Raw genomic sequence first — 14934 nt, forward strand, 5'->3', positions numbered from 1 at the left:
CCAGCAGACGCCTGTGTTCCCGGCTGATCTCCCGCACCGGAGCCGGCATCCATACGGTCCCTGTCACCCGTCGCCTGCGCGCCCGCACGATCTTCCTCCCCGGCTCGGGCACCCTGATGATCCCGATCGCCGGCGCCCGCATGCGCCCCCGCACGGCCATCCGCGCCGACCTGGGTAGTCCGACCATCCCGCTCACCAGCGGATGCCCGAACTCCCGACGGGGGGTATCCCTCATCGGCGCCGGTCCTCGCACGGTCCTGGTCGCCGGGCGCCGCCTGAGCACCCACACGGTCGTCCGCACCGGCTCCCCCCGCTGGAGAAACCCGATGGTCAGCAGCCCCCGGAGCGCCCGGCCGGTTTTCCGGACCGGTGCCGGCACCCGGACTATCGCGGTCATCTGGCGCCGCCGGAACGCCGGCACGATCTCCCGAGCCGGTCTCCGCCGGCGAACCAGCTCCGCTGTCCGCGCCGATCGCCGCCCGCGTATCCGCACTGCCCGCATCGGCGGGGCCCGCCGCCGGACCGTTGTCTCCGGCTTGCGAAGCGCCTTGTGGATGCCCGGAACTGCCGGGTTCGGCGATATCGGTCCGCACCTCCCCCGGCGGCTGCGATGGTCCAGAGGGCCGGCCGACCGCGGGCGCGCGCTGTGCGCCACTTCCCGCCGATGCCACCGCTGCGTCGGCCGACTCCTGTGCCGCAGAGGCTGTTTCATTCCGAGGATCCGGTTCCCCCGGTCGCGGAGCGGGGCCCGCAGTGTGGCCGCCCGGCGGGGTAGCGGCGGGGGAACCGCCGGATGTGTGCGCAGTCTTGGATTCGCGCAGCGCCGCCAGCGCTTCGGCCCCACGTCGGCGCGACGGGTCCGCGGCCGGACGGGCGGGTGGCGGGGGCGCACCGCCGGACACCTGCCCGGGCTCCACAGCAGCACCGGCCGGAGCCGCCGCGACCCCGGAAGCCACCCGCCGCTCCAGCTGTTCCAGCCGCTGCAGAGTTGCGGCATCGGAAGTATCGGCCGCCGGGAGCAGCATGCGGGAACACACGACCTCGAGCAGCAGCCGCGGCGCTGTCGCGCCGCGCATCTCCCCCAGGCCGGTATGCAGCAGTTCGGCGCAGCGGGTGAGCGTCGCGGGACCCAGCCGGGCGGCTTGATCGCGCATCCGGTCCAGCAGATCGCCGGGTGCGGCGACGAGACCGCGTTCGGTGGCATCCGGTACGGCCTGCATCAGGATCAGGTCGCGTAGCCGTTCGAGCAGATCCACCGCGAAACGGCGCGGGTCGTGACCGGCTTCCATCACCCGGTCCACCGTGCGGAACAGCGCGGCACCGTCGCCGGCGGACAGCGCGTCGATCGCATCGTCGATCAACGCCACATCGGTCACCCCCAGCAGCGCGACGGCGCGCGTATAGGTGACGCCGTCACTGCCGGCGCCCGCGAGCAACTGGTCGAGAACACTCAAACTATCCCGCGGGGAACCACCGCCGGCCCGGATGACCAGCGGATACACCGCCTCGTCCACCGGTACGTGCTCCTGGGCGCAGATATCGCCGAGCAGTCCCCGCATAGTGGCGGGCGGTAGCAGCCGGAACGGGTAGTGGTGGGTGCGCGACCGAATGGTCGGCAGCACTTTTTCGGGCTCGGTGGTGGCGAATACGAAGATCAGATGTGCCGGCGGTTCTTCGACGATCTTGAGCAGCGCATTGAACCCGGCGGTGGTCACCATATGCGCCTCGTCGACGATGAACACCCGGTAGCGGGACTCGGCAGGCGCATAGAAGGCGCGGTCGCGCAGTTCCCGGGTGTCGTCCACACCGCCGTGGCTGGCCGCGTCGAGTTCGATCACATCGAGGTTCCCGCCGCCGCCCGGAGCGAGGGATACGCAGGAGGCGCAGGTACCACACGGGGTCGAGGTGGGGCCTTCCACGCAGTTCAGCGACCGCGCCAGGATCCGGGCGGACGAGGTCTTGCCGCATCCGCGCGGACCGGAGAACAGGTACGCATGACTGATCCGCCCGGTATCGAGCGCAGTACACAGCGGGTCGGTGACATGCTCCTGGCCCACGACGTCAGCGAACGTTGCCGGTCGGTACTTCCGGTACAGAGCCACGCGGAGAGTGTAGGGCGCGACTACGACGTGTGGGGGCTCGGCCCGTCGGCGGACCACTCGAGAGGAAAGGTCTTCCATCGATGAGTTAACAGCGTTACGCTAACGCCACTAACCTATCGACGCGGGGGCCCTGCACATGCTGATCCGAATCGCACAACTCGTCACGAGATCTCCGCGGGCGATACTCGTCGGCGCACTGGCCGTCGCGCTGCTGTGCGGCGTCTTCGGCGCCACCGCGGCGTCGGGACTGAAATCGGGTGGATTCGTCTCCTCCGATGCGGAATCGACGCAGGCCACGGAGTTGCTCGCGGAGAATTTCGAAGGCGCCGCACCCAACTACATCCTGCTGGTCGACTCCCCGGAAGGTGTCGATACACCCGCTGCACAGGCCCGGGCACAGGCGGCCGTCGATACGATTCGCGCGCATCCCGGCACCACCAGCGTCCAGTCGTACTGGACCGCACCCTCGCCCGCGGTGGCCTCGGCACTACGCAGCACCGACGGCAATTCCGGGCTCATCGCCGTACATCTGGCCGGCGACGAAACCCAGATGCAGGAAGCGGCGGGTGAGATCAGCGCCCAGGTGACCGGCACAACCGACGGGGTCACTATCCGGGCAGGTGGCGCGGCCGCCACCTTCCACGAGGTCAACGAGCAGATCACCCACGATCTGGCGGTCGCCGAGGCCGCGGCCATACCGCTGACCCTGGTCGTGCTGATATTGGTGTTCGGCAGCCTGGTCGCGGCGTCGCTGCCACTGTTGGTCGGCTTGTTCGCGATCGCCGCCACATTGGCGATTCTGCGGCTGTTCACGCTGTTCACCGATGTGTCCATCTACGCGATGAACCTCACCACCGCACTCGGCCTGGCGCTGGCGATCGACTACAGCCTGTTCATCGTGAGCCGGTTCCGGGAGGAACTCGCGGGCGGCCTGGACCCCCGCGCCGCGACCGTGCGCGCCTTGCAGACAGCGGGCCGCACCGTACTGTTCTCCGCCCTCACCGTGGCACTGTCGCTTTCGGCGATGCTGGTGTTCGACCTGTACTTCCTGCGTTCGTTCGCCTACTCCGGTGTGGCGGTCGTGGTGGCCGCCGCGGCGGCGTCGGTGATCGTGCTGCCGGCAGCGCTGGTACTGCTGGGTCACCGGGTGAACGCCCTGGACCTGCGCGCACCGCTGCTGCGTTTGTTCGGACGCGAGCCGGCGCCGCTGGGCGCCATGGTCCCGGAACAGACGGGCTGGTACCGGCTGGTGCTACGGGTGATGCGGTTCGCGATCCCGGTATCCGTGGTGATCGTGGCGCTGCTGCTCGCGCTGGGATCACCGTTCCTGTCCGTGAAATTCGGCTACCCCGACGAGCGCGTACTCCCGGAGACCGCCGCCAGCCGGCAGGTGGGTGACGAGGTGCGCGCCGAATTCCCGCGCGCCGATCCGGGCGGCAACACCACGATCGTGCTGGACGGCTACCAGGACGAACAGGGTGTCGGCGCCTACGCGGCCCGGCTGTCCGAAGTCGACGATGTCACGGGCGTGCTGTCCAGCGCGGGCGTCTATGTCTCCGGTAACCGGCTCGCGCCCACCCCACCGGGAATGGCCAACGACACCGGCACCTATCTGACCGTGAACACCTCCCTCGACCCGTTCTCCCCCGCCGGGGGCGATCAACTGACGGAGCTCCGGGCGGTACCGGCACCGGCGCCCCCGCTGTTCTCCGGCGCCGCCGCGATGAACGAAGATTCCCTCGACGCACTCGCCGACCGGCTCCCCCTGGCGGCACTTCTCATCGTGCTGGCCACGTTCGCCGTGCTGTTCCTGTTCACCGGCAGCGTGATCCTGCCACTGAAAGCGCTGCTGTTGAACACCCTTTCGCTGACCGCCGCATTCGGCGCCATGGTGTGGATATTCCAGGACGGGCACCTCGAGGGCCTGCTCGGCTTCACCGCCGTCGGCTACCTGGTGCCGACCATGCCGATCCTCATGTTCTGCCTGGCCTTCGGCCTATCCATGGATTACGAGGTATTCCTGCTGTCGCGGATCCGGGAGGAATGGCTGCGCCGTCGCGCCGGCCGCACCGGTAGCGAACTCGCGGCGGAGGACAACACCGCATCCGTCGCCATCGGCGTAGCCCGCACCGGCCGGATCTTCACCGCCGCCGCCGTGCTGATGGCCATTGTGATCGGCGCACTGGCCACCTCGCAGGTCTCGTTCATCCAGCTGATGGGGTTGGGTTTGACGTTGACGGTGCTGGCCGACGCCACCATCATCCGGGCGCTGCTGGTGCCGGCGCTGATGCGGTTGATGGGCCCGCTCAACTGGTGGGCCCCGAAACCGCTGGCCCGCCTGCACGACCGGTTCGGGCTCGGCGAGGAAACCGAACCGCGGCCGGCCGCCGCCGAACCACCGGTGCGGGTATGACCGGGCGGCCGCGGTCACCGCGCGGAACCGGTGGCCGTTTACGGGCGGAGATCATCGCCGCCACCCGCGAACTGCTCGAACGGACGGGCAGTGTCGAGGCCGTATCCATCCGCGCGGTCGCGGGGATGGTGGGTGTCAGCGCACCGTCGATCTATCGGCATTTCGCCGATAAGGACGCACTGATCGAGGCCGCGGTGGCCGAGGTCTTCGAGGCATTGAACACCGCGATGCAGGCCGCGGTGGACCCGGCCGATCCGCCGCCACTGCGGCTGCGGCGGCTCGGCCTTGCCTATATCCGTTTCGCCCTCGACCATCCCGAGCAGTACCGGCTGGCCACCATCCCCACCCATAGCCACGGCGCGGTGGATCTCGTCCTGACCAGTGGCGCCTTCCGGTTCTTCGCGGCCACGGTCGAAGAGGCCATGGCGGACGGGTTGATCGACCGCGGCGACCCGACCCCGCTGGTTCTGGAACTCTGGGCCGCCGCGCACGGTATCGCTTCCCTGCTGCTGGCGAAACCATTCCTGCCGTGGGGGGATCCGATGGCCGTGGCGGCCCGCGTGCTCGACGCGGCCTGCGCCGGACACGTTGTCACCGAATTGATCGGCCCCGAGGCAGGTCCGGAAGAAATGACGGACTGGCTGACCCGTTTACGACATCGAGTGCGCGGCACCGGAACAGCCGCGGACTGATTCAGCTCACCGCATCATCCGGCGCGGTGAACGTATTGCACTGGGCCGTCCGGTTGTGCTCCACGCCGAGCCCGAACCAGCGGCCACCGTTCTCCGGCGTGCCGTGATCGCGCATATCGCCGCTTTGATCACCACGGTTGTCGGCGTCGGTGCGCGCCTGCGACATCTGCTCGGCGGTCAGCGAACCACCGTCGGCCGAGGACACCAGGTACATACCGTCGAAACAGTTGGCCTGCAGTTCGACCCGCCGCGACAGTTCCAGGCCGTCCGGGCTCTGCGCACCCACATCGACACGTTCACCATTGGCCGCGAGCAGGATGCCGGACAGGTTCTGGATGTGGTGGCCGTATTCGTGCGCGAACACCGACAGGTAGACCACCCAGTTGTCCCCGTAGTAATCGGTCTGCAGCTGGCTGATCGGCATATAGACGGTGCGATTGGCGGGACAGTAGAAGGCGGCGAAATTACTGGTCGAGCCGGTGCAGGGGGTGGATATGCCGTCGGTGGTGGCCGATACCTCGACAGTCGGCGGTTCGAACGGCAACCCCGCGGCTTCCAGTACCGGCTGCCACGCCGCCTCCAGGCATTTTTCGGCGCTGCCGAAGAAGGCGCGCGCCGTTTCCTCGTCGGTCGACCACTCGGTGTAGGGGCAGTTGGCGGGGATGAGGGTCGCGCCGGTATCGATGAGCAGCGGGTTGGTTCCGGTTTCGGACGGTCCGGTCACGCCCGTGTCGTACCCGCGGTCGGGTTGCGGTCCGAGCACGCTCAGGCCACCCGAATCCAGCGCTCCGCGAACCAATGCCGCCACCACGAAAGCGATGACCGCCAGAAGTATCCACAGCGTCCGTGCGCCACCACGCCGCGGCCGGGGCGCACGGCCACGCGGCGGCCGCTGCGGGACGGGCGGTGGCATGGGCGGGGCGACGATCGGCCGGTATCCCGGTATCGGACCACGCTGCGGCGGCGGACCGGGCCGCGGCGGATAACCGGGCCGCTGCTGCGGCGGATACCCCGGTGCGGCCGGGTATCCCGGGCGCATACCGTGCGGCGGCTGCTGCGGCCGGCCCGGCGGCGGTCCGTACGGCGGACGCCCGTGTGGTGGGATCGGCTGTCTACCAGGAGGAACCGGTCCACGTTCATAAGGTGGTCGAGTCACTCCCCCGGTCCCTCTCGAATTCTCGGAACGCCAACAGCCGCTGACGCAGGATAGCAAGCTGTCTAAAGTTACGGACCATGCTCACTTTTCGGGGGGGCGCCGCGGCGCTACTACTCGCACTGACCGGATTGTTCACCCTGTTCACGCCCACCGCCCGGGCACAGGAACCCGCCGGTGTGATTCTGAACTTGGACATGACACTCAGCCGCGAGGGCGTCCTCGAGGTGACCGAGCGGGTGACCGTCCCGCCCGGTGAACAATTCACCATGTCCCTGCCGCTGCGGGTGCAGATCAGTGAGGATTCCGAACGCCGGTTCACGGTCACCGATATCGAAACGACCGGTCCCGGAACCGCACAGGTGGCCGATGACCTGTTCACCATCGAGGCCGGGCCCGGCGAATCGACCTTCCGCTACTCGGTGCAGAACACGGTCAGCGACGCCGAGGGCAGCCAGGTTTTCCGCTGGTTCGGGGTGCTCAACGTCGATATCGCCGAGATCCACGCCAGCCTGATCAGCCCGAGTTTCGAAATGGGCATCGTGGAATGCCTACTGGGGCCGATCGGTAACACGCGGCCCTGCGCCCAGGTGCGCATCGAACCCGACGGTGTGCTGTACCTGGACCAGACAAACCTGCGCAAGGGCGAATCGGTCGATCTGACGCTGCAGATCCCGCCCGGCACCGTACCGTCGAACGCCGATATCAGCGGTCCCGGAAACTCGCCGTTCGCGATCACCGGTCCAGTCCTCGCCGCTTTCGCCCTGCTGCTGGCCACATTGGCCGCACTCGCCGGCTATATCGTCTGGGCACGCCGGCAGACCGGTGCCGCCGAACCGATGCAGCCGCTGGTCCACGCCGAGGGCCGCACCCAGTTCAGCTCCCCCGCGGGCATCCTGCCCGGCGAAGCGGGAGTTCTGCTCGACGGGCACGCCGATACCACCGATATCGCCGCGACCGTCGTCGACCTGGCGGTGCGCAACTACCTCTGGATCGGGCGCATCGGCGAAACCCAGTGGCGGATGATCCGGGTCAACCCGGCCGACGAACAGCTCCGGGCCTACGAGCGAGCGGTCTACGACGCCCTGCTCCCCGCGGGTACGGACGAGGTCGCGATCGCCGATCTGGGTGCCCCGGGCCGGCTCGCGACCGAACCACTACGCGGCACGATGCTCGCCGACGCGGTGGATCGTGGCGCGTTCATCGACCCGGCGCGCCGTCGCATCCCACTCTGGCTCGGCGCCGCCCTGATCGTGCTCGGCGCCGGGGTAACCGTCGCCGCGGCCCTGCTTTCCGGCCATGCGCTGGTGGGCGTCGCGATCGCACTGGCCGGCGCCGGACTGTTCGCCGCCCAGCGTTTCCTGCCCACCCGCACCGCCTACGGGCGCGCACTCACCGGCCAGGTACGCGGACTGCAACAGGGCCTGGAACAAGTGAACAGCGCGCAGATCCCCGCCGGCGACAGGGAACTGGTGTTCTCCCGCGGACTGCCCTACATGATCGTCTGGAGCCGCGCCGACAACTGGGTGCGCACGTTCCGCGATATCGACCCGTCCGCCGACGACGATCCCGGTCTGTACTGGTTCGGCGGTTTCGAGGGCGACCGGGACCTGCACCGGTTCGCCGGACACTTCCCGTACTTCATCACCGCGGTGGAAGGCGTGTTCTCGGCGCACTGACGTTCGGGCCCTGTCCTTCCGGCCCCCACTTCGAACTCCACCCTCGGAGCCCCGATCGCGGGTGTGATCGCGAACTCGGATCCACCCGAGACCGGGTAGAGCCCCGAGCGTTGGATGCCGTGATCACCGACCGGATCGCGGCCCGTCCGGCCGGCGTGTCTGTCCGGCCGGGAAGGTGCTGACTTGCACCCTGTCGGTGCCGGTGAAACCGTCCCGGATGACGCGGGGAACCGAGGTGCACACCCCGGGTCGGGGTATGCACCGACAACGCCCGAAAACGGCGGTGTCCGATAACCCGTGCGAGTTATCGGACACGCTGTCAGGCCTGGATACGACGCAACGCAGCAACAGGGTCGGCGTACAGAGCGCTCAGCGAAGTGACCACGGCCGCGAACTCCTGCACCTTCGAGGCGTAGCCGGTGACACGGATATCGGTGGGCGGCAGTACCGTCGCCTCGTTGAACGAGCGCGCCACATGCGCCAGGCCGGGACGATAGGTGGTGAAGGCCTGTCCGCCGAGCACCACGCGGTCCGGGTTGAGCATATCCCGGACCAGGGCGACCGTCTGCCCCAGCACGGTGGCGCGTTCGGCGAGCAACTCGCGTGCCGGTTCCGAACCATTTACCGCGGCGCGGTAGAGATCGCCGATGGTCGAACTGGCTTTTCCGTTGTATGCGGGAATGATTCCGCGGCCCACCGCACGGGCGTGTAGCGCGCGATCGCTGACGGTGGCCTCCAAGCAGCCGCGCCGGCCGCACTGGCATTCGACATCGGAGCCGGTCGGTAGGTGCGCAATCGAACCCGGACCGTTGTTCGGGGTGTGCACGCGACCGTCCAGGGTTACCGAAATCCCCACCATCTCACGGACATAGAAGTACAGGCTGCTGCCGTGCGCAGGCGCTTGTTCCGGCACCGCGGCCGAATCCTGCTGTACGCCGGGCAACAAGAGCTCCGCGGCGGCCATCGCCTCGACATGGGGCGCCACCGAGATCGGCAGCCCGAGCACCTCGCTGAACACCGCACCCACCGGTGCCGCCTGCCAGCCGAGTTTCGGATGGTCGACCACTCCGGTACTCGGATCGACCCGGCCGCCGATCGCCACACCCACCCATAGCGGTGTGCGCCGATACCAGCGCTGCAGAAAGGATTTCGCGCTGTGCGCGACAGTTTTGACCGCGAATTCCTGACCGGTTTGCGGAGTGGCGATGGTGAGCCCGCCGAGGATGCGCCCCCGTAGATCGGCGATCACGATACGGGTGGTCGCGGAGCCGATATGGATACCCAGGGTGCCGAAGGTGTCGATATCCACCTCGAACGGAACGCGAGGCCGCCCCACCGCACCGGAGGCGGTCAGATCGGCACGTTCGCGCAGCAGTCCGGCGGTGAGCAGCGCGGAAACCTGGCGATTGACGGTGGCGATACTCAATCCGGTGGCGCGGGCAGTTTTGTCACGGAACACCGGCCCGGTGGCGGCCGACCGCAGCACGGCGGCGGCGGGGTTATCGGAGATCCGCAGGTCCGGGGGCACGACGGGGCGGGGAACACGGGTACGGGTGGTGGAAGCCTGCGACGCAATGCGTTCGGCGGTGCGGACAGCCATATGATTTCCTCGATTATTCCGGCTACGCCGGTATATGCCTACAGATGCTGCAACGAGGCGGCGAGTGGATCGGAATCGCTCAACCGCGGCGGCGGGAGCAACACAACTCACGGGTGAGCGGCAAGCGCAGACCGAGCGCGGCGGTCACATATGTGACCGGCTTCGGTGCGGTGCCGCTGGTAGACATAACAAATAAATTAACATCCGGTACGGCGCCGCACCAAGAGGTTCGTTCGTGCCGCATCCGGCATCCGGGCGTTTCTCCAGCTCAGGGACTGATTCTCGGCGAGTCTTCCGGCCGTGGCACATCGGTCGCCCACCCGGGCCGGCGACCAAAGAATGTGTATTGGGGAGGCCTGGCCGGACGACCGTATGCGCCGGTTGCCCGATATCCGCAAACACCGGGTGAATCACGGCGTCCGGCGCTCGGATATTCCCCGAGAGTTTCCGGAGAATATTCTTCCGGTGCGGATGCGGAATTATTGTCCGGAATTATCCGGGGAATATTCTCCCCGATGGCGCGGAGAATCGGCGCGGGCGCCCGGCCGGGGCCGGCACAATTCCGCACCCGGGGTACATCGACCCTGGTCCGGGGCCTTTCCCGCTGCTATGCTCCGACCACGAGGCGGGGAGTCCGAAGGGGGAAGACGATGTCCGTACCAGATCTGGGGCAGCAGGCGGGGATTCGGCTGTACGAATCGGCCCGGGCCGGGGAATTCCATATGTCGGCGGATGCGGCCCGCGAACTCGCCGCCTCCTGTGATCGGCTCGTCGAACGAGTGCAGCAGGCCAGAACCGGCGCCGCGGACCTCACCCAGGTGTCCGGATTTCCGGACCTTCCCTCGGGACGGGCGCTGACCGTGGGGTTCGACGCGAAGGGCCGGGAGGTCCTCGAGGTACTCGACGCTTTCGAACAGGCCACCCTCCGCCACAAGGCGGCCTACCTGGCCGCGGCGGCACTGTTCGAAGAGGCCGATGCGGCGAACGCCGCTGCTCTGGCCGCTGCGCTGGCGGATACCCCCTGAAGTACGGCATCATATCGAATCACGCAGGGGTGCAAAAGAATTGAAACCACACGGTCCGGATCACGTTTTCGGTGTTCAGGACCGACAGGCAAGGGGGCCGACCGTGACCTATCAGGGGCAGACCGGTACGACGAGTACCGGCACCGATCCGGCCTACGTACCGGATCGTGAAGTATTCGACGCCTATACCCATCAGCAGATCTGGGACCTCGCACGCGAGCGACTGGCACCGGCCGAGCTACGCCGGGTCGCCGACGCGTGGGGTCGTACCGCCGACGCATTGGAATCGGCATTCGACGAGCACGCCCGCGAACTCACCCGGCTGTCCGCCGAATGGTCCGGTATCGCGGCAGCCGCGGCGATGCAGGCCGCAACCGCCCTGGTACAGGCCGGTGACGATACCGTCGAAGTCTGCCGCGCGGTCCGGCATCTCATGACGGCGAATTCCGATGCCGCCGAATCGGTCCGGGCCGCCATCCCACCGCCACCGGAACCGTACCGGCCGGATCCGGATTCGGCTGTGGAGGCAGCCACCGGAGGGCAGCGGCGTACGACCTACAACCTCGCGGCGGCCGCGGCGACAGCGACCGCACAGGACGCCATGGCCTTCGGGTACAACCCGACCATCCCGGCGAGCGGCGACAGCGTTCCCCGGTTTCCCGCCGTGGTCGCCACGGCACCGGAAGGTCCGGGTATACCAGCGGTTTCGCGCCGAGACCCGGGCACGGACACCGGAGCGACCCCCGGAGCGCCGGAGACCGATCCGCCGGAATCCGCGCCTTCGCATATCGACGGGGCTACTGCCCCCGTGTCCGACCGAGTCGGCGATGGGCCGCAACCGTCGCCCGGCAACGATGCGGCGCCCATGCCGACCGTTGCGGAAAACGAATCGCAATCGGCGGGTGCCCGCTCCGACTCGTCACCGGAAGCAGGCTCCCCGGCGGACGCCTCAGGGCCTCCGGCCGAATCTCCACAGCCGGACAACACTCCGGCCCCCGACTCATCCCGGCATCCGGACGCGCCTGCGGCCGATACAGCACCCGCTGCCTCGTCCGCGCCGGGCGCCGAACCCACACGCTCGGAGCCCGCCGTGCAACCCTCCGCGGCACCGGTCGACCGGGGAACAGGCACGACCGGCAACCCGGGCGTCACCGACCTTTCGCCGCGCTCACCGGCGAGTCCAACCACCACCGGCGCAGCGGCCCCGCCCCTGGCCGGGCCCGGCGCAGCCACCCCGATCCCGGCCGTACCCGGCCCGGCAGGCCCAGCCCCGGCCGGACCTGTTCCCACCTCGCCGCCCGGCCCCACAGGTGGTGGCGCCGGGCCCGGCCACGGTTCGGCCGGCGGGCCCCCGGGCCCCGCACCCGGCTCCAATACGCCACAACACCGTTCGGCGTCGGCAATCCCGCCCGCCGGCTCCGGGCCGGCGGCTGCCCCCTATTCCCACGCCCCCTCCGTCCGGACCCCGGCCGGCCATCCCGAACCGGTTCATCCACCGCTGCCCGGGCAACGCGAAGCGCTCGGCCCCGCCGGAACGGGCCCGAACAGTTCAACGGCGGAAGGACACGACCATCCCGGGCAGCGGCCGATACGGCTGGTCCCGACAGGCATGCCCCTGCCATCGACCGCCGGTGCGCCTCCCGCCCGCCCGCCCGATTCCGAGCGGACCAGCCCCGACTACCTGCACACGGCAAACGAAGAACTGACCGCGACCGAGCCCAGGGTGCCACCGGTTCTCGGCGAATACACCGAAACCGAGCGAGCCGAACGCGGCGATCCGGGTGCCGGGAACCGCTGATGGAATGGGTGTTCACGCCGGACGAGTTCAGCTACATCTGGCAGACCGAGACCGGACTCGACCGGCGGCCCCATCCCATCGATCTCGCGCCGCGAGCCACCGCCGCCACCGAAAGCGCGCGGTCGGCACTGGGGTTGGAACACCGGTTTCCGTCCAACGGCGACCCAGACCTCACCGGAACTCTGCGGTTTCTCGCCCGGACCGATGTCACGCGGGTGACCATATTCGGGGATGATTTCGACGGTTCCGGCCGGCGCGGCGATCCTGTGCTCGCGGTGGCGGTCGGGTTCGGCAATTGGGGCGCGCTGCTACGCGCGCGGAACGGGGAGATCACCCTGATCGCCTGTCATGCGCGCGCCGTGGGCAAACATCTGGTCAGCACCTTGGGCCCGGCCCGGCCCGGCCGATTACCCGCTATGCGCGAACCACGCGCGGCGGTGCTCTGCCCGGAGCAGGGCCCCGCCGCGCCCGGCCCCGCGGAGATCCGGGCGCGCCGGCTGCGGGAGGCGCTGCACCGGCCGATCGACGCTCGCGGGTTCTTCACCATCACCATCGCACCGGAGAATCCGATGTCGCCGCCCCCGATCCACCGCACCTGGCTGGATTTCACCGGCGACGGACGCTATCTGCTGGCCGCCGGTGCCGATCTGTCGCTCACCCCGGCCGGCGATTCCGGTCTGGCCGCCGAACTCACCCGGCTCGCGCGCCTCCGCTGAAATTTTGGAGCCGCTCCGCGTCTCGAGGGATGGGGCCCTTATAGGCCCGGTTCTTCACTCCTCCGCTTCGCTCCCCCGCTCCGTCGCTCCAGAACCGGGCGGGCCCCACCCCGGGGGGATTATTTCTGTTTTGCCGCGGCCTTCATCTGTTTCTTGAAGGCGCGGACCTCGAGCAGGGTCTCCCCGTCGACGATATCGGCCGCCGATCGGCGCGATCCCGGCTCGGCGTAGTCACCGGCCGCCGCCTCCCAGCCGGTCGGCCGGATATCGAGCTGTTTGCCCAGCAGGGCGAGAAAGATCCGGGCCTTCTGGTCGCCGTAGCCCGGCAGCGCCTTCAACCGCCGCAGTACCTCTTTGCCGTCCGGGTTTCCGGCGGTCCAGATCGCCGTCACATCGCCGTCGTAGTGTTCGATCACATATCGCGCCAAATCCTGGATCCGCCGCGCCATGGACCGGCCGTAGCGGTGAATGGCGGGTGGGGTCGCCGCCATCTCCTCGAACTCGGCCTGATCCGCCGCCGCGATCGCGTGGATATCCAGCCCGCCCATCCGGTCGGCGATCTTCTTCGGACCGCGGAAAGCGTGTTCGAGCGGGTACTGCTGGTCGAGAAGCATCCCGATCAGCAGCGCCGGCGGACTCTCCGACAACAGTTGGTCCGCCTCGGGTTCCTGCGCGAGACACAACTTGACCATGGCCTGCTCTCCTCACTGCGGCTGTTGAGCATGGTCGGGGCCCTACCGGTTACGGCCGCCTCCGGCCTGACCCACGCACGCTGCGCTTGTCGAGCATGAGGGCGGGGCCCTGCGTGGTTACGCTTCGCTACCGCCTCCGGGCCTGACTCCCTCACGCTGTGTACTACCAGCGATCATCCCACGCTCCCGAGTTAGGCTCACCACATGCCACACACGGCGATACACCCACCCAACACACTGGATGGACACGGACCCATGGACAGTTTCGGGTTACGCCCCGACCGATTCGACGCCGCCGGCCAGGATCAGCTGGTCGATATCCGCGACCTACAGGCGGCGCTCCCCGGACTCGACCGGTTGCGCGACTGGGCGCACGAGGCGCTCGCGCTGCAGCCGGGTGAAAAAGCCGTCGATATCGGCTCCGGCACCGGCTCCGAGGTGATCACCTTCGCGGCGGCGGTCGGCCCCACCGGTGTCGCCGCCGGGGTGGAGCCCGATCCCAACCTGCTGGCCGCTGCCGAGCGGCGGGCAGCCGCCGCACATTCCACCGCGACCTTCCACTCCGGCGATGCCTACGGTGTGCCCTTCGGTCCCGGAACCTTCGACGCCGTACTGTGCGAGCGCGTGTTCCAGCACCTCACGGCACCCGCGCGCGCCGCCCGCGAGATCGCGCGTGTTCTGCGGCCGGGTGGCCGGGCCGTGGTGATGGATGCCGACTGGGGTTCGGCGATCGTGCATCCCGGTAACACCCGGGTGGTGCGTGAGGTCGTGGACACCCTGATCTCGGCGACCACCAATCCCTATTCAGGCCGCCGGTTGCCGGGCCTGCTCGCCGGCGCGGGCCTGGAGGCCGAAAGCACCGGGTCGCATGCGCTGGTCCAGGAGCGGACGGTGGGAGCCGGCGCGCTGGTCAGCAGGGTTTCCGCCATGGCGGTAACGCGCCGGGTGATCACCGAGGCCGAACGTGAACAGCTGCTCGCGGACCTGGCCGCGGGCGCCGCGAGCGGCGATATCCACCTCTCGGTGACGATGTTCGCCGTGCACGCCCGCAAACCGGCCTGATT

The 14934-nt window shown here is 68.8% G+C and carries 10 protein-coding genes and 1 pseudogene; 7 read left to right on the forward strand and 4 right to left on the reverse strand.

Annotated features, from left to right (window positions below; all coding sequences use genetic code 11):
• Nucleotides 1-518 precede the first annotated feature (518 nt).
• Nucleotides 519-2102, reverse strand: a pseudogene (locus ACFWPH_RS12525) (DNA polymerase III subunit gamma and tau); the annotation flags it as partial.
• A gap of 136 nt (nt 2103-2238) precedes the next feature.
• Here ACFWPH_RS12525 and ACFWPH_RS12530 point away from each other — a divergent pair.
• Both ACFWPH_RS12530 and ACFWPH_RS12535 read left to right on the forward strand, forming a co-directional pair.
• On the forward strand, nt 2239-4515 hold the full coding sequence (locus ACFWPH_RS12530; protein WP_378750292.1) for an MMPL family transporter: 2277 nt from the start codon (nt 2239-2241) through the stop codon (nt 4513-4515).
• Nucleotides 4512-5207 carry a TetR/AcrR family transcriptional regulator gene (locus ACFWPH_RS12535; protein WP_378750294.1) on the forward strand — a complete coding sequence of 232 codons (696 nt, stop codon included), beginning with the start codon at nt 4512-4514 and terminating at the stop codon, nt 5205-5207. Before ACFWPH_RS12530 ends, ACFWPH_RS12535 begins: the two co-directional genes overlap by 4 nt.
• A 1-nt stretch (nt 5208) precedes the next feature.
• Here ACFWPH_RS12535 and ACFWPH_RS12540 read toward each other — a convergent pair whose 3' ends face one another.
• Entirely contained in the window at nt 5209-6120 is a 912-nt protein-coding gene (locus ACFWPH_RS12540) for a neutral zinc metallopeptidase (protein ID WP_378750296.1), read from the reverse strand.
• Nucleotides 6121-6440: 320 nt separating this feature from the next.
• On the opposite strand from ACFWPH_RS12540, the gene ACFWPH_RS12545 reads away from it, so the two are divergent.
• Nucleotides 6441-8039 (forward strand): DUF2207 family protein, encoded by a 1599-nt coding sequence (locus tag ACFWPH_RS12545; protein WP_378750298.1) that lies wholly within the window; start codon nt 6441-6443, stop codon nt 8037-8039.
• A 319-nt stretch (nt 8040-8358) separates the two neighbouring features.
• Here the strand turns inward: ACFWPH_RS12545 and ACFWPH_RS12550 are convergent, their stop codons facing one another.
• Complete coding sequence (locus tag ACFWPH_RS12550; RefSeq protein ID WP_378750300.1) at nt 8359-9639, reverse strand: ROK family protein; 1281 nt, start codon at nt 9637-9639, stop codon at nt 8359-8361.
• Between the two features lie 650 nt (nt 9640-10289).
• Between ACFWPH_RS12550 and ACFWPH_RS12555 the strand changes: the two genes are divergently transcribed.
• The 3 genes from ACFWPH_RS12555 (at nt 10290) to ACFWPH_RS12565 (ending at nt 13178) form a co-directional block, all read left to right on the forward strand.
• The gene (locus ACFWPH_RS12555) at nt 10290-10664 is read left to right on the forward strand and encodes a hypothetical protein (RefSeq protein WP_378750302.1); all 375 of its coding nucleotides are present in this window, start codon (nt 10290-10292) and stop codon (nt 10662-10664) included.
• A gap of 103 nt (nt 10665-10767) precedes the next feature.
• Entirely contained in the window at nt 10768-12462 is a 1695-nt protein-coding gene (locus ACFWPH_RS12560; protein ID WP_378750304.1) for a hypothetical protein, read from the forward strand.
• The gene (locus ACFWPH_RS12565) at nt 12462-13178 is read left to right on the forward strand and encodes an ESX secretion-associated protein EspG (RefSeq protein ID WP_378750306.1); all 717 of its coding nucleotides are present in this window, start codon (nt 12462-12464) and stop codon (nt 13176-13178) included. Before ACFWPH_RS12560 ends, ACFWPH_RS12565 begins: the two co-directional genes overlap by 1 nt.
• Nucleotides 13179-13297: 119 nt before the next feature.
• Here ACFWPH_RS12565 and ACFWPH_RS12570 read toward each other — a convergent pair whose 3' ends face one another.
• On the reverse strand, nt 13298-13870 hold the full coding sequence (locus tag ACFWPH_RS12570) for an HhH-GPD-type base excision DNA repair protein (protein WP_378750308.1): 573 nt from the start codon (nt 13868-13870) through the stop codon (nt 13298-13300).
• A 255-nt stretch (nt 13871-14125) separates the two neighbouring features.
• On the opposite strand from ACFWPH_RS12570, the gene ACFWPH_RS12575 reads away from it, so the two are divergent.
• Nucleotides 14126-14932, forward strand: a complete 807-nt coding sequence (locus ACFWPH_RS12575; protein ID WP_378750310.1) for a methyltransferase domain-containing protein — start codon at nt 14126-14128, stop codon at nt 14930-14932.
• The last annotated feature ends 2 nt before the right edge of the window (nt 14933-14934 follow it).

Origin of the sequence: Nocardia sp. NPDC058499 (assembly GCF_042719915.1) — a bacterium.
In the GTDB taxonomy this organism is placed as follows: Bacteria; Actinomycetota; Actinomycetes; order Mycobacteriales; family Mycobacteriaceae; genus Nocardia.